Raw genomic sequence first — 14,472 nt, 5'->3', positions numbered from 1 at the left:
GGGCGCCGGCCTGGCAGTCTATTGCCGGCTGCCCGCCGTGCTGGCCGCGCCGAGGCGCGCGCGGGCCGGGGCGCGTGCGAGCGCCGCACCCTTGCCCATGCCGTCGAGGCGGAACACGCCGACCACCTGCGACAGGCGCGCCGCCTGGTCCTGCATGCTTTCGGCGGCAGCGGCCGCTTCTTCGACCAGCGCGGCGTTTTGCTGGGTCGCCGCATCCATCTGGGCAATCGCCTGGTTGACCTGGGCGATGCCGGCGCTCTGCTCGTGGCTGGCCGCCGAAATCTCGGCCATGATGTCGGTCACGCGGCGCACGCTGGCCACCACATTGTCCATGGTGCCGCCGGCGTCGGCCACCAGCTTGTTGCCGACCGATACCTTTTCAACCGAGTCGCCGATCAGGGTCTTGATTTCCTTGGCGGCCGCGGCGCTGCGCTGCGCCAGGTTGCGCACTTCCGAGGCGACCACGGCGAAACCACGGCCCTGTTCGCCGGCGCGGGCCGCTTCCACCGCCGCGTTCAGCGCCAGGATATTGGTCTGGAAGGCGATGCCGTCGATCACGCTGATGATGTCGACAATTTTCCTCGACGAATCGTTGATCGAGGCCATGGTATCGACCACCTGGGCCACCACCGCGCCCCCTTGCATGGCCACCTCGGATGCGGTGGCGGCCAGCTGGTTGGCCTGGCGCGCGTTGTCGGCGTTTTGCTTGACGGTGCCGGTCAGCTCTTCCATGGAGGCGGCGGTTTCTTCCAGCGAACCGGCTTGCTGCTCGGTGCGCGAAGACAGGTCGAGGTTGCCGGACGCGATCTGGCTCGATGCGGTGGCGATGGTGTCGGTGCCCGTGCGTACCTGCATCACGATCTTGGCGAGGTCGTCACGCATGGTGCGGATGCCGTGCAGCAGGCTGCTGCTGTCATTGTGCTTGAGGTCGATGTTGATGCTCAGGTCGCCCTCGGCGATGCTGCGCGCGATGCCGGCGGCATAGGCGGGTTCGCCGCCGAGCTGGCGCAGCAGGCCGCGTCCGATCAAGAGGCCGATCCCCAGCAGCACGCCGGCCAGCGCCAGCGCGCCCAGCGAAAAGCGGAGCAGGCGCGCGTGGATGGCGCTGTCAACGGTATCGATGTACACGCCCGAGCCGACAATCCAGCCCCACGGCGCGAAGCCCTTGACGTAGGATACTTTTTGCACCGGATTCTCGCTGCCCGGCTTGGGCCACATATAGAACACGAAGCCGGCGCCGCTGGTTTTGACGGTCTGGGCGAACTCGACGAAGAAGTGCTTGCCGGTCGGATCCTTGCTGGCGCTGACGTCGGTATTGTCGAGCGCCGGTTTGATCGGGTGCATCAACACCACCGGGCTCTGGTCCTGGACCCAGAAATATTCGGTATTACTGTAGCGCAGCACCTTGATGGCGGCCAGCGCGTTCTTTTGCGCGTCGGTCTTGCTCATGCCGCCTTTTTGCGACAGGCCATGATAGTAGGCCACGATGCCGTGCGCGGTTTCGACCGCCTGGCGCACATTGCTCTGGCGCTCTTCCAGGATCATGCGTTTTTCGGAAATGAGAAAGAGCGCGGTCAGGACCACGATGCCGATGCTGCTGCTGATGATCAGGGTAGCGAGTTTCTTCGCAATGCTCATCGATTCGAGAAAGGCAATATTCATGCTGACGTCCTTGTGCGTACGGTATGCGAGCCAGTCTGTCCTGTGAAAGATAGCATGCGCAACGGTTTTTGGTGCTTCTTGGAAAGTCGCCAGGACTGGCTGGCGACACGGTGCGATTGCCGCCCGCATCGCTGCAGGCGGGCCAGCCGGGTTTGCGCGGGTGAGCAATGCCGGTGGTGGGCATGGCGGGGAAGCGGGATCGGGGCTGCCGTCAGGCCGGGATGAAAATACCAAGGAAAAGGTTACCGTGTAGAAATTTAAGAGTCAGTTACAAGCGCGGATGACCGTTGTAATTTGCCCGATGCGTCTCAAAATCCACACGCCGAATGCGCCTCGCATAGAGGTTTGGAAATAATGTGTAATAGCAAGGTCATGCGAGTGTCACTCTGTCGTAACATTGGCGCAATATTATCTTTTTTGCCTGCAAAACAGGCCACGACCCTGATGATTTTTCAAGAAAGACAGCCATGCAGTATTGCCCGCCAACACCCCGCAGCGCGCCCCTTGCCGCGCGCCTCCTGTTTGCCGCGCTGATGGGCGCCAGCCTGGCCGCCTGCGGCAACGACGACCCGGCGCCGACCACGCCGGTCGCGCAAACGCCGGCGCCCGCGCCCGGCGCGGCCGATCCGGCGCGCGCCTGCAGCACCAAGTCAGCCAGCATGCGTTGTGCCCCGTGAGCGCCGCCTCCTTCGCGCCACCCAATAGAACCGACAAACAATGACGATGACACCCACCAGCAGACGCGCGTTCCTGCGCCAGGCCGCCAAGGTCGGCGCTAGCGCCGCCGCGCTTTCCATGTTTCCGCCCGCGATCAGCAGGGCACTTGCGGTCGCCGCCAACAACCGCACCGGCACCATCCGCGATGTCGAGCATATCGTCATCCTGATGCAGGAAAACCGTTCCTTCGACCATTACTTCGGCACCCTGAAAGGGGTGCGCGGTTTCGGCGACCGCTTCCCGATCCCGCTGCCGGCCTCGAGCGCGATGGGCAAGCACCGGGTCTGGTACCAGCTCAACGACAGCGTGCCGGCGGCGCCGCGCGTGATCGCGCCCTTCCATCTGAATACCCAGCAAAGCTTCAATGCCATGCGGGTGGCGGGCACGCCGCACAGCTGGCCCAACGCCCAGTACGCGTGGAACCACGGCATCATGGATACCTGGCCGACCCACAAGCAGAACCATTCGATGGGCTATTACAAGGAAGCCGATCTTCCTTTCCAGTTCGCGCTGGCCAACGCGTTCACCATCTGCGACGCTTACCACTGCTCGTTCCTGGGCGGCACCAACCCGAACCGGGTGTATGCCTGGACCGGCGCCAACGATCCGCTCAAGCAGGGCCACGGCCCGGTCATCGGCAACAGCTACGACAGCGTCGAGCACGACCCCACCGGCGGCTACGCCTGGCTCACCTATCCGGAACGGCTGCAGGCGGCCGGCATCGGCTGGCAGGTGTACCAGAACATGGCCGACAACTTCACCGACAACCCGCTGGCCGGCTTCCGGCGCTTTCGCGACGCGTTTGCCAACCTGCCCGGATCCGATCCGCAGTTGCGCGAACGCGGCATGAGCACGCGCGACCTCGACCAGCTCAAACTCGACGTGCAGGGCAACAAGCTGCCGCAAGTGTCGTTCATCGTCGCCACCGCCGAAGGGTCGGAGCATCCCGGCCCGTCCAGCCCGGCGCAGGGCGCCGAGTACACCGCCGCCGTGCTCGACGCGCTGACCGCGAACCCCGAGGTCTGGAGCAAGACCGTGCTGTTCCTGATGTTCGACGAAAACGACGGCTTCTTCGACCACGTGCCGCCGCCTGCCGCGCCATCGTATGTGGAATGGAACAGCGACCCGAAGCAGGCCGTGCTGGCCGGCGCCTCGACCGTCAGCACGGTCGGCGAATACCATGAGATGCGTTCCACCGAAAGCAGTGAAGCACCGGCCCTCATGCACCGCCCGTACGGGCTCGGGCCACGCGTGCCGATGTATGTCATTTCGCCGTGGAGCAAGGGCGGCTGGGTCAACTCGCAAGTGTTCGACCATACCTCGGTGATCCGGTTCATCGAAACCCGTTTCGGGGTGATGGAACCGAGCATTACGCCGTGGCGCCGCGCCGTTTGCGGCGACTTGATGAGTGCATTCAACTTCAAGGACCCGGACGGCACCGCCTTTGCGACCGCCTTGCCGGACACCAGGGCGCTGGCAGCCCGCGCCCGCGCGCTGGGCGACACCAAAATGCCGGACCTGCCGCCGCTGCCCGAATTACCGGCCCAGGTGGCCGGCACGCGGCCCTCGCGCGCCTTGCCGTACGAGCTGCACACCAGTGCGCGCGTGCATCCCGACAAGGTCGAGGTCGAACTGCTGTTCGCGAACACGGGCACGGCCGCCGCGGTGTTCCACGTGTACGACCAGAACCAGTTGAACAAGCCGCCACGGCGCTACACGGTCGAAGCGGGCAAGGACCTGAACGGGGTCTGGGCGCTGGGCGACCAGATGGGCAAGTACGACCTGTGGGTGCTGGGGCCGAATGGTTTTCACCGCCACTTCAGCGGCACGGCGGCGCGCCAGGGCCCGCAGCCGGAAATCCAGGTTTGCTACGACATCGCCAACGGCGCCGTCTCGGCCAAGCTGCGCAACAATGGCACGGTCGCGGCCACGTTTGTCCTCAAGGCCAACGCCTATCTCGATGCGCCGGCGTGGAACGTGACGGTGGCCGCCGGCGCCATCTCGGAGCAAGCCTGGCCGCTGTGCGATTGCGGCAACTGGTACGACTTCAGCGTGCGCGTGACCGAACTGCCGGGCTACGTGCGGCGCTTTGCCGGCCGCGTGGAAACGGGCAAGGATGCGATCAGCGATCCGGCCATGGGCGGATTGGCGCTGGCTGCGGATTAATCGGGCTAAGCGGGCGGGTGTTCGCGTGCGCGCCGTTGCGCGTGCAAATACTCCATGACCTCTCCTTTCGTGCGGCATGCTGCACGGTTGGAGTGGCATGGTGCGGGAATCGTTCCCGCGTTTGCTGCGGCGTTTGCTACGGCGCCGCCGAAAACGAACTATGCGACGGAAACTTCTTCTTCATCCATTCGTGTTTCAGTTGCAGGGCGGTGACGATATCTTCCGGCAGCGTATCGAGAATTTCCGGATCGTCGCTCGGGGTATCGGCCAGCAGGCTGGCCAGGTGGATGATGGCGCCGAGTTTGTTGAACGGGTGCGCCGCCATCGGGTCCGATGAGCATTCCAGCGCGTTCACGATCTGCACCGGAAAGTTCCAGCGCCGGCCCAGCTCGGCCGTAATGTCCCCTTCGCAAAATCCCAGCAAGCGCTGCTCGCGCTCCCAGCGTCCGCCCGGCAGGTGCGGCTGCTGTTCGATTTCGGCGAACGCGGTCGGCTCGGCCTGGTAAATCAGCAGTTCGCCCAGGCGCACCATCATGCCGGCCAGCCAGGCATCCTGGCCGTCGCTGCCCAGGCTGGTCGATAGCCACTTGGCGTAGCCGGCGCAGGCCATGCTGCTTTTCCAGAATTCATCGCTGTCGAGCCCTGGCAGATCGGGAAACGATTCTGCGAAGCAGGCCGCCAGCGCCAGCGTGCGTACGTGCGCCATGCCGGTCATGGCGATGGCGTCGTCGAGCGAGTTGACGCCGCGCGAGACGCCGAAACGGGCGCTGTTGGCCAGGCGCATCAGCTTGGCGGTGAGCGCCGGATCGCGCGCGATGATGGCGCTGATCGACTTGGCCGAGGCATCTTCATCATCCAGCGTTTTGATGAGCGCGTGGGCCACTTCGGAAATCACCGGGAGTTTGACGTTCTGAAAAAATGCGGAGAGTGCGGGCATGGGGCTTCCTTTTGAAGGTCAGTCGCGGCGTGAGGAAAGGGAGTGCGAACGGGACAGCTTGGACAGGACAAGGGCGCCGGCGCCGGGGTGTGCCGGGCGCGGCGGTTGATGAACGGTGGTGCGGAATTGGGCAGGCATGCTTCGATGTTCCCCAGCTTGCGTTGATGATCCAGTCTACTATGAGAAATGCCCCACGCAAACAAAATCCGCAGCGTCCAGGACACGGCGGCGCGCGCGCGCACTGGTGCAGCCCGCTGCGCTTGCGCTTTCCTCTACGGGCGACTGGCGCGCCATGCTGTGTGCGTAAAAATCAGGGGTCCGCAAACCACCCGCCGAGGTGTTGTTTTAGCGTGCGCAACAGCCAGGAACAATGCCTGGCCGACCGATTCTCGCTGGCGCCAAACGGCAGAGCAAGATTGACAAACCATTGTGTTGCACCGCATCCCCGCCAGGGATGGCTGGTGCGATGCTTTAGGAAATTGACTATCATCAATGCTGATCGGGCGTCGCAGAGCAAGATTGAAGACTGGTCGGTCCCGTTCAATCACTCCGGAGGCAATCGCCATGACCCCTTGGAACCCAAGCTTCGCCTGCGCGCTCGCCGCTGCGCTCGTGCCCATCGCACTGGCCGGCTGCGGCGGCGCGCCACAGGCGCCGGACAGCAAGCTGTCGCTCACCGTGTTGTCGAGCAAGCCGCATGAAGTGTCGGGCGGCGACGCCCGCATTGCCGTCAGCGCGGCGCCGGATGCGGCCGGGCTGACCTTCCTGCTCAATGGCCGGCGCATCGCCCCGCCGCTGGTGGGCGCCGGCACGCGCATGGAAGGGGTGGTGTCAGGCCTGGCCGACGGCGCCAATACGCTCGAAGTGCGCTACGCCGGCCCTGGCGGGGGCGATGCGTCGGCCTCGCTGGTGCTGACCAACCACCCGCTCAGCGGTCCCATTTTCAGCGGCCCGCAGCAGCAGCCGTTCGTGTGCCGCACCCAGGAGTCCGGCCTGGGCCAGCCGCTGGTCGATAACCAGGACGGCATCGGCCACCCGGTGTTCGACGTTGTTGGCGGACGCCCGGTCGGCCACAGCAAGTCCTGCGCCATCAAGACCCAGATCCACTACTTCTACTTCAACGGCGACGGCTTCAAGCCTTTTGATGCCGCCACCGGCTATACAACGCCCCCGGCCGACCTGAAAACCATCGTCCTGAAAGGCGCCAGCGTGCCGTATGTGGTGCGGGTCGAAGCCGGCACCATCAACCGCTTCGTGTACACCATCGCCATGCTGGCGCCGTCGGCGCAGCGCCCCGATACAGCGCCCGGCTTCGAGACCGCATCCTGGAACCGCAAGCTGGTGTACTGGCTGCGCGGCGGCGTCGGCCTGGGTCACCAGCAGGGTTCCGCGATCTGGTTCAGCAATGGCTTGCGCGGCATCGAGCGCCAGATCATTTCGCGCATCCTGGCGCAGGGCTACGCGGTGGCCAGTTCGTCCGGTAACGAAGCGGGCGTGCACTACAACATGCGCCTGGCCGAAGAAACGGCCATGATGACCAAGGAGCGCTTTATCGAAGCGGTCGGCCAGCCAAAATTCACGATCGGGATCGGCGGCTCGGGCGGGGCGGTGCAGCAATACCTGTTTGCGCAAAACCGGCCCGGATTGCTGGACGCCGGCATTCCCGTGCAATCGTATCCGGACATGGTCACGCAAACCATTCCGGTGGCCGACTGCCCGCTGCTCGAGCAGTATTTCAGCGACGAGGTGGCGCGCGATCCGGCCTCGCCCTGGGCAAGCTGGAGCCGGCGCGCCCTGATCGAAGGCTCGAACGCCAGCGATACGGCCGGTAATCCGGTCACCAACAAACCCGGATCGACCGAATGCATCAACGGCTGGCAGGGCGCGGTGCCGACCGTGCTCAATCCCGTCTTCAAGGATCCGCGCTACGAGCTGGTGGCACAAAATTACGGCTATCCGGCGGACGTTTTTTCCAAGGTCAAATGGACGCACTGGAACGACCTGGCCAATATCTATGGCACCGACGGCGACGGCCATGCCCCGAGCCCGATTGATAACGTGGGCGTGCAGTACGGCCTTGGCGCGCTGGCGCAGGGACAGATCGGCAAGGATGAATTCTTGCGCATCAACGCCTGCGTCGGCAGCTGGAAGGAACCGTCGCAATTCGTCATGTGGGACGCGGCCGCCGATCCTTTCGACGCGCGCAACATGCAGCGCAGCGCCAACTGTCGCGATCCGGACGGGGTGCCGGCGCCACGGCGCGCGGGCGACCTGGCGGCCATGCGCGCAGCCTATGCGTCCGGCCATGTGTTCACCGGCCAGCGCCTGGACATTCCCATGATCGACGTGCGCCCGTATCTGGAGCCGTCGCTCAATATGCACAATGCGCGCCAGGCGTTTTCGGTGCGCGCGCGCCTGCTGGGCGCCAACCGCGCGGCGGCGAAGAACCAGGTGATCTGGTTCGCGGCCGAGAAGGCCGATCAGAGCGCGCGCGCGATCGACGCGCTGGCGGTGCTGGACCGTTACCTGAGCGACGGCGCCGCGCCGGCCGCGTTTAACGACCGCTGTTTCGACGCCAGCGGTGCGGTGATCGCCAGCGGAACGTCCGTCTGGGATGGGGTGTTGAACCAGCGCCCCAAGGGCGCCTGCAGCGTCGCGTTTCCGATCTTTTCCAGCCCGCGCATGGTGGCGGGCGACTCGATCAAGGGCGATATCTTCAAGTGCAAGCTCAAACCGGTGGCCACCGCACTGGGCGACGGCACCTATCCGGAGGCGGCCAGGTTCACCGCGCAGGACCATCAATGGCTGGCGCGGATCTTCCCGCAAGGCGTGTGCGACTATCGCGCCGGCGACTTGGGCCGGCCGGCGCGCTGGTGACAGCGGGCCTTACCTGGCGCCGCTGTACTTGAACACCAGGATGGCGCCCGGGTTTTCCAGCCTGCTGGCCGGCGCGCCGTTCTCGCCGGTGCCGAGCGAGCCTTCGACATCGGTGGCCACGTAAATGGTGGCGCCATCGGCGCTGACCACCACGTCGCGATAACGGTTCACCGAACGAAACAGCGGCTCGGCGTCACCGAGCGGCACGTGGCCTGTCGCATCGAGGCGCACGCGGTAGATGGTGCCGCGTTTCAGGCTGCCGATCAGCAGCGAGTTCTCCCATCCCGGCACGCCCGCCTTGCCGCCCTTGTAATAGGCGACCGAGGATGGCGCAACGGTCGGCCAGCAGATGTAATACAGGCTGTTGTCGGCGCATACCGGGTCCTTGAAACTGAAGCTGTTGTCGACCGTGTAGAAGGTCTTCAAAGGTTCCACAAAATCCGGATCGGACCACGCCGATTCCTTCTGCACCGGCACGCCCGGCGGCACGCTGGTGCCGTTCGCGGCCGGGTCCTTGACGCCGTCGCAGCCGCCTTCGGCCTTCGAATAATTGGCGTAGGCGTAGGCGGCGTTGTCCTTGTAGCCGGCCACGTTGGGCCAGCCGTAATTGCGCCCGGCCAGGATCAGGTTAAGTTCGTCGTCGGTATTCGGTCCCTGTTCGGTGGCGTACAGCTGGCCGGCGGGACTGAACACCATGCCCTGGGTATTGCGGATGCCCCAGGCGTAGACGTGGCTTTTGACGCCGTGGATGACCGGGTTATCGAGCGGGATCGAGCCATCCTGGTTCAGGCGCAGGATCTTGCCGCGATAGTGGCGCCAGTCGGCGGCGCCCACCTCGGCGGCGCTTGGCAGCGCCTGCGCCAGGTTCGGCACGCACAGATAGCTCATCTGGTTGGCGCCCTGGTCGCCGATGGCATAGTACAGTTTCTGGTCGGGCCCAAACAGCAGGCGCGCCGACTGGTGGTCGTGCGAGGATGGCAAGCCTTTGATGACATCCTTCGGCGCGCCCAGTTTCCGGGTCTTCGCATCGTAGGTATAGCGGCGGATCGCGGTGCGGTTGGGAAAAGCGCCGCCCTCGCCGCTGGCGTACGAGAACGACACATACACGTAGTCGCGCCCGCGCTTCTTGAGCAGGTCCGGATGCAGGGCCAGCCCGAGCAAGCCGTCTTGCGCCTTGTCGGAGGAGACCACGTCCTCGATGGTGGCGATCACGGTTTTCTTGCCGCTGGCCGGGTCGACGCGCAGCACGCGCTTGCCGGTCTGCTCGGTCAGCCACAGCTGGCCGTCCGGCCCCAGCACCATGTTGTGTGGGTTGGCGAAGCCGCTCGCGAGCACGCTCTTGGCAAAGCCCGGCGGCAGAGGCGCCACCCTGGCACCGGTCGGCGGCGGCGGTTCGGCCCACGCCGGTGCACTGGCGGCCAGCAGGAGGATCAGGGTAGGCGCAATGGCGTGACGGTTCATGTTTTCTCCGGGCGGTATGGTCAACCAGACAATATACCCCAAACGCATAGGCGCACGCTTTGCCCAAAAAAAACGCCACCCGAAGGTGGCGTTTCATGGATGCTGGCTTGCTTAGCGCATCGCGACCCTGGCTTTGCCGCAGTGGGCCGCCAGCGCTGGCGCCATGCTGGCGAGCATGGTGTTGGTGGCGTAGTTCAGCGCCGTGACGTGCTCCGACTGGCCATTCCACATATTCGCCTTGCTGCCGGTGGCGCGGAATTTTTCCTGCGCCGCGCCTTGCGCCGTCACGTCCAGCGCCACCATGGCGTTGATGCGCATGTGGCCGAACCAGGTGTAGGCGCGGATCAGGCGCACATCGAGGTTGACCGCCTGCGGCAGGGCGGTTTTGCTGTGCGAGACGGTGAAGCCGTAGTCTTTCAGCGCATCGAGGCTGGCACTGACAAACGGCTCCGGGCTGTCGGTCGGCACCGGAAAGTCGGCGCCGATGCCGTCCCTGGTCGGACGCTGGTCGCTGATGCTGACGATATTGATGGCGCAGGCGCCGGCCACCGGCTTGGCGGCGACGTCGCTGCTGGCGGCTTCATAGTTGAGCGCTACCTTGGTCTCGGCGGCGCTGGCGCCGGCGGCCAGCAGGCACGACAACAGTGGAGCAAACAGGTGGATCGATGGTTTCATCATGGTCGGTTCCGCTTCTTATTGGGCGATGGAATACAGGTGGCCGTTGGTCGCACGGAGGACGGAACGGCCGTTGGCGGATGCCAGCACGGATGCGTTCGGCTGGGCCACGCTGACACCGGTGATCATCGGAATCACGCCTTTCGGCAGGTCGGCGGCGTCCGCAGGGCCGGCCATCAGGTCGAGTTTCATCATCATCATGAGGTTGTCGATGGCGTCCCTGGAGGCGCTGCGGTAGGCCGCGCCCTTGTTGTCGCCCCATGCCTTGAGCGAGTCGGCGCCACCCGCGCCCAATGGGCTGGACACGAAGACATAGGTATTGAGGAAGGACTTCTGTTCCACGTTCGGGCGCGACAGGGTGGCCACCGAGCGCACGCTCAGCTGCTTGAAGTCGGGCGTGAAGGTGTAGCTGGTCTGGATGACCATCAGGCCCTTGCCGGCGCCCACCGCATTGATGCGGTCGGTGATCTGCTGCATGGTCGACGGCATCGGCTGGCTTTCGGGAGCGCCGAACTTGAGCGGCGTGCCGCTGGCCAGGTTGGCCGCCAGCGCCTGCAGGTAGTGCGAGCGGAAATCGTAGTCGTCGACCGAGGCGTAGAACGGGGCCAGGACGCCGTGAATGGTGTTCTGGCGCGATTCGGCCACTTTCGAGTCGATGAATGCACCGATCAGGCCGCCACCGAGGGCGGCGCCGGCACCGAACGCCTCGGCGCGCACAATGATTTCGTCCTGGGGCAGCAGGCTGGTCACAGGTACCTGGGTCAGTTCTTTTGCCGCAGGGTCGAGCGCGACCCGTGTCGGGGCGGTGGTGCAGGCACTAAAGCACAGCGCTACAGCGCCGGCGATCATCATCCTGGAGAGCATTTTCGTATTCCGTTCCGTGATTGATTGGTCCTGTGGACAGGACTTTTCGTTGTAAATATATCCGGACGGAATTTTACGGGCAGGTCAATTCATTCTACAAATAACTATTTATTCATTTTGAGAAAAAGTTGCGTTTATGCTCTTGTGGGAGTTTACTTATTGTGCATTGCAGCAGACGCCATCCGTGGCGGCTTGCCTGACCGGGTCACGCGGCGCGACGGGCTCCGCCAGCACCTGGGTCCAGTACACCCGCGCGCGCGCGCCGGCATGGTTGATGGCGTAGCCGGCGCCCATCTCGCTCAATTGCGCATCCATCAGGTTGGCGCAGTGGCCCGGGCTGTCCAACCATCCGGCCACCACCTCGTCGGGCGAATCCTGCCCGACCGCGATGTTTTCGCCGACCCGGCGCCACTGGTAGCCGGCCGCCAGCGCGCGTTCCCCGACCATGCGCCCATCTTTGCCCGCATGGCTGAAATAGCGCTGGCCGGCCATGTCGGCGCTGTGGCCGAGCGCTGCGGCGGCCAGTTGCTCGTTCCACACCAGCGGCGGCGCGGCCTCGAACGCTTGCGCGCCGCAGTTGCGGGCGCTGGCGCGGGCGCGGTTGGCCGCCGCCAGGATGCGCAGCCCGGCCTCGCGCGAGGGCGGCAGGCGCGAGGCGGCCGAGGGCGGGGCCGGCTCGGCCAGCACGATCAGCCAGTTCTCGCCGTCGCGGCGCGCGCCCACGTGCGAAAAGCGGGCATTCAACAGTGTCTTGCAGTAGCTGCGCTCGATGCTGGCCATGACCCGCAGCGGATCGGACACGCCCGCCACATGGATCGCTTCGGCCTGGGCCACCGCATAGCCGGCGCGTTCGATCGCCAGCGCCAGCAGGGTGCCCGACCCGACCTGGACGTTGGACAAGGCCGGATGCGCCAGCAGCGGCGCCACCGGTCCCAGCGTGGCGCCCTGGCACAGGTGCGGGGCGGCGCGGTAGGCGTTCATCAGCTCGATGAGGGTGGTGCGCTGCTGGGCGCCGGCCGGCAGCGCGGCCAGGGCCAGGCAGGCGGGCAGCCAGCGCAGGCTGGCACGGTGTGGAGCGAAGAATGTCATGCGGGGATTCTAACAGCGGCCGCATTTTTGCTATGCTATCGACTTTTCACCGGCTGGCGCCCTTGCCCGGGCCGGCGAACCTCATTTACGGAGTAGTGCATATGGCCTCGTTACAAGAGCAGTTTTTGAAAGCCGGCCTGGTCGACAAAAACAAGGCCAAACAGGCCAACCAGGAAAAGACCAAGCAGAAGAAGGTCGAGCGCCGCACCGGCACGCAGAGCGTGGACGAAGCGCGCCTGGCCGCGCTGGAAACCCAGCGCAAGAACGCCGAACGCGCGCGCGAACTCAATGCCCAGCGCGACGCGGCCGCCAACGAAAAGGCGATCGCGGCGCAGATCACCCAGATGGTGCAGAAGAACCGCCAGAGCAAGGGCAATGGCGATATCGCCTACAACTTCACGCACAATAACAAGATCGAGCGTTTTTACGTGTCGGCGGCGGTGCAGGCGCACCTGGTGGCCGGGCGCCTGGTGATTATCCGTCAGGGCGATTCGACCGAACTGGTACCGCGCGTGATCGCCGACAAGATCGCCGAGCGCAATGCCGCGATCGTGGTGCGCGTGAACAAAGCCAGCACCGAGGTCGATGCGGACGATCCGTACGCGGCATTCCAGATTCCCGACGATTTGATGTGGTAAGCCTGCCGCCTCAGACCCCGGCGCGCTCCGAGAAGCGCGCCCGGTACTGCAGCGGATGGACGCCGACATTGCGCAGGAAGACGCGGCGCAGCGTTTGTTCTTCGGCATAGCCCACCTTTCGGCAGATGGCTTTCAGCGGCCGGGTGCTCGATTCGAGCGCCCGGCATGCCGCCACGTCCAGGTTGTCATCGAGATGGCTGGCGATCCACGCATGCAAGGCCGCAAAATTGGCCTCGTCGTGCGCCTGCGCCGCCAGCGTTGACTGCGATTGTCCGCCGGCGCGCTTGATGAACATGACCAGCTGGCGCTGGCGCAAGCGCTCGACCCAGCCCCGGTGGGTCGCCACGCGGCGGCCCTGCAACTGGCCGGCGGCGGCCAGCACAAACTCCCCGGTGCACACCGAGCATAGCCTGCGATCGAGCCGTTGCAGATGCCGACCCACGCCAGCAAGGCCGGATTACGCCAGCCTGGAACGAAAAAAACGCCAACCCGCATGGGTTGGCGTTTCTTGGGAAGCTGCGCGGGATTACTTGGCCGCTGGCGCAGCCGGCGTTGCCGCTGCCGTGACCACCGGCGCCGCCACGCCGGCCGTCGCTGGCGTGGCCTTGTCAGCCGCCTTGGACAACTTGGCGTGCTTGGTCTTCTTCTCGGTTTTCACTTCGGTCTTGGTGGTGACTTCTTCCTTCACGCCCGCAGCCGACTTGGTTTCCTTGACTTCGGTCTTGACCGAATGGCTGTCCGGGGCGCCGTGGGCGGCCTTGGCATCGGTCTTGACGACGGTGGTTTCCTTGGTGTCGGTCTTGACCACGTGGGCTTCGGTTTTTGCCGCCGGCGCCGCTGCGGCAGGCGCTGGAGCCTGGGCGAAAGCTGCGGTTGCGAACAGGCCGGTGATCAGGGTAGCGATGGCTTTTTTCATGATGTGGTTTCCTTGGATTCGGTGTTGGTATAAACGGTTTATATTTTTATGTATGGCGGGGCTTGCTTGCTTACTTCGTGGCTGCCTGCGGCGCCGGTTTGGCTGCCGGCTCGGCGGCCTTGGTGTCCTTGGCTGCTGCTTTGACGGCGGTTTTGGCTTCCGCCTTGACCTCGGCCTTCGCTACCGGTGCTGCTGGTGCCGGGGCCGGCGTCGGGGCTGATGCAAACGCAGCGCTGGCGAACAGTCCGGCGGTCAGGGTAGCGATTACTTTTTTCATGGTCAGTCCTTTTTCTGGTTTGAGATTCGGTGCACTTGCCGTGTCACTGAGCTGAAAACGCGGCCCGCAACCGATGAGTTGACGGTCTTTACACGCGCTTACAACTTGCACTATCTGCTTACAACTCGGCACGTCTTCATCTTCCATGGCGTTTTCCGTGGCAGCGGCGCAAATGTTGTTTACCCGCCTACGT

At 64.8% G+C, this 14,472-nt stretch carries 13 protein-coding genes; 4 read left to right on the top strand and 9 right to left on the bottom strand.

The window, feature by feature from the left end; all coding sequences use genetic code 11:
* Positions 1-18: 18 nt before the first annotated feature.
* The gene (locus tag F1609_RS25490) at positions 19-1,662 is read right to left on the bottom strand and encodes a methyl-accepting chemotaxis protein (protein ID WP_229422060.1); all 1,644 of its coding nucleotides are present in this window, start codon (positions 1,660-1,662) and stop codon (positions 19-21) included.
* A 467-nt stretch (positions 1,663-2,129) separates the two neighbouring features.
* Here F1609_RS25490 and F1609_RS25485 point away from each other — a divergent pair, with 467 nt between their 5' ends.
* Both F1609_RS25485 and F1609_RS25480 read left to right on the top strand, forming a co-directional pair.
* The gene (locus F1609_RS25485; RefSeq protein WP_167079457.1) at positions 2,130-2,339 is read left to right on the top strand and encodes a hypothetical protein; all 210 of its coding nucleotides are present in this window, start codon (positions 2,130-2,132) and stop codon (positions 2,337-2,339) included.
* Between the two features lie 46 nt (positions 2,340-2,385).
* Positions 2,386-4,545, top strand: a complete 2,160-nt coding sequence (locus F1609_RS25480; RefSeq protein ID WP_167079510.1) for a phosphocholine-specific phospholipase C — start codon at positions 2,386-2,388, stop codon at positions 4,543-4,545.
* A 136-nt stretch (positions 4,546-4,681) separates the two neighbouring features.
* Here F1609_RS25480 and F1609_RS25475 read toward each other — a convergent pair whose 3' ends face one another.
* The gene (locus F1609_RS25475) at positions 4,682-5,482 is read right to left on the bottom strand and encodes an HDOD domain-containing protein (protein WP_167079456.1); all 801 of its coding nucleotides are present in this window, start codon (positions 5,480-5,482) and stop codon (positions 4,682-4,684) included.
* A gap of 564 nt (positions 5,483-6,046) precedes the next feature.
* Here F1609_RS25475 and F1609_RS25470 point away from each other — a divergent pair.
* A complete protein-coding gene (locus tag F1609_RS25470; RefSeq protein WP_167079455.1) occupies positions 6,047-8,359 on the top strand; it encodes a DUF6351 family protein in 2,313 nt (770 codons plus the stop codon).
* Between the two features lie 9 nt (positions 8,360-8,368).
* On the opposite strand, the gene F1609_RS25465 is transcribed toward F1609_RS25470, so the two are convergent.
* From F1609_RS25465 to F1609_RS25450, 4 genes are all read right to left on the bottom strand, one after another.
* A complete protein-coding gene (locus F1609_RS25465) occupies positions 8,369-9,820 on the bottom strand; it encodes a glucose/sorbosone family PQQ-dependent dehydrogenase (RefSeq protein WP_167079454.1) in 1,452 nt (483 codons plus the stop codon).
* Between the two features lie 111 nt (positions 9,821-9,931).
* Positions 9,932-10,498, bottom strand: coding sequence for a YajG family lipoprotein (locus F1609_RS25460; RefSeq protein WP_167079453.1), 567 nt, complete (start codon positions 10,496-10,498; stop codon positions 9,932-9,934).
* A 15-nt stretch (positions 10,499-10,513) separates the two neighbouring features.
* Positions 10,514-11,359, bottom strand: a complete 846-nt coding sequence (locus tag F1609_RS25455; protein ID WP_167079452.1) for a hypothetical protein — start codon at positions 11,357-11,359, stop codon at positions 10,514-10,516.
* Between the two features lie 156 nt (positions 11,360-11,515).
* Positions 11,516-12,448: a CAP domain-containing protein gene (locus F1609_RS25450; RefSeq protein ID WP_167079451.1), complete on the bottom strand. Its 933-nt coding sequence runs from the start codon at positions 12,446-12,448 to the stop codon at positions 11,516-11,518.
* Between the two features lie 101 nt (positions 12,449-12,549).
* Here F1609_RS25450 and F1609_RS25445 point away from each other — a divergent pair, with 101 nt between their 5' ends.
* Complete coding sequence (locus F1609_RS25445; protein ID WP_167079450.1) at positions 12,550-13,086, top strand: DUF2058 domain-containing protein; 537 nt, start codon at positions 12,550-12,552, stop codon at positions 13,084-13,086.
* Positions 13,087-13,096: 10 nt separating this feature from the next.
* On the opposite strand, the gene F1609_RS25440 is transcribed toward F1609_RS25445, so the two are convergent.
* The 3 genes from F1609_RS25440 to F1609_RS34815 form a co-directional block, all read right to left on the bottom strand.
* On the bottom strand, positions 13,097-13,468 hold the full coding sequence (locus F1609_RS25440; RefSeq protein WP_167079449.1) for a helix-turn-helix domain-containing protein: 372 nt from the start codon (positions 13,466-13,468) through the stop codon (positions 13,097-13,099).
* A 144-nt stretch (positions 13,469-13,612) separates the two neighbouring features.
* Positions 13,613-14,002 carry a hypothetical protein gene (locus F1609_RS25435; RefSeq protein WP_167079448.1) on the bottom strand — a complete coding sequence of 130 codons (390 nt, stop codon included), beginning with the start codon at positions 14,000-14,002 and terminating at the stop codon, positions 13,613-13,615.
* 70 nt (positions 14,003-14,072) lie between these two features.
* Positions 14,073-14,426 (bottom strand): hypothetical protein, encoded by a 354-nt coding sequence (locus tag F1609_RS34815; protein ID WP_229422070.1) that lies wholly within the window; start codon positions 14,424-14,426, stop codon positions 14,073-14,075.
* Positions 14,427-14,472: the final 46 nt, after the last annotated feature.

This window comes from Massilia aquatica (assembly GCF_011682045.1).
In the GTDB taxonomy this organism is placed as follows: Bacteria; Pseudomonadota; Gammaproteobacteria; order Burkholderiales; family Burkholderiaceae_D; genus Telluria_A; species Telluria_A aquatica.
The sequence above is the reverse complement of the archived record's forward strand: the minus strand, read 5'-3'. Positions and strand labels throughout refer to the sequence as shown.

Excerpts from the sequence above, each read along its gene's own strand:
- F1609_RS25475 (WP_167079456.1), bottom strand. The coding sequence starts at position 5,482 with ATGCCCGCACTCTCCGCATTTTTTCAGAACGTCAAACTCCCGGTGATT.
- F1609_RS25460 (WP_167079453.1), bottom strand. The coding sequence starts at position 10,498 with ATGATGAAACCATCGATCCACCTGTTTGCTCCACTGTTGTCGTGCCTG.
- F1609_RS25485 (WP_167079457.1), top strand. The coding sequence starts at position 2,130 with ATGCAGTATTGCCCGCCAACACCCCGCAGCGCGCCCCTTGCCGCGCGC.
- F1609_RS25450 (WP_167079451.1), bottom strand. The coding sequence starts at position 12,448 with ATGACATTCTTCGCTCCACACCGTGCCAGCCTGCGCTGGCTGCCCGCC.
- F1609_RS34815 (WP_229422070.1), bottom strand. The coding sequence starts at position 14,426 with ATGGAAGATGAAGACGTGCCGAGTTGTAAGCAGATAGTGCAAGTTGTA.
- F1609_RS25480 (WP_167079510.1), top strand. The coding sequence starts at position 2,386 with ATGACACCCACCAGCAGACGCGCGTTCCTGCGCCAGGCCGCCAAGGTC.
- F1609_RS25470 (WP_167079455.1), top strand. The coding sequence starts at position 6,047 with ATGACCCCTTGGAACCCAAGCTTCGCCTGCGCGCTCGCCGCTGCGCTC.
- F1609_RS25435 (WP_167079448.1), bottom strand. The coding sequence starts at position 14,002 with ATGAAAAAAGCCATCGCTACCCTGATCACCGGCCTGTTCGCAACCGCA.
- F1609_RS25455 (WP_167079452.1), bottom strand. The coding sequence starts at position 11,359 with ATGCTCTCCAGGATGATGATCGCCGGCGCTGTAGCGCTGTGCTTTAGT.
- F1609_RS25465 (WP_167079454.1), bottom strand. The coding sequence starts at position 9,820 with ATGAACCGTCACGCCATTGCGCCTACCCTGATCCTCCTGCTGGCCGCC.
- F1609_RS25490 (WP_229422060.1), bottom strand. The coding sequence starts at position 1,662 with ATGAATATTGCCTTTCTCGAATCGATGAGCATTGCGAAGAAACTCGCT.
- F1609_RS25445 (WP_167079450.1), top strand. The coding sequence starts at position 12,550 with ATGGCCTCGTTACAAGAGCAGTTTTTGAAAGCCGGCCTGGTCGACAAA.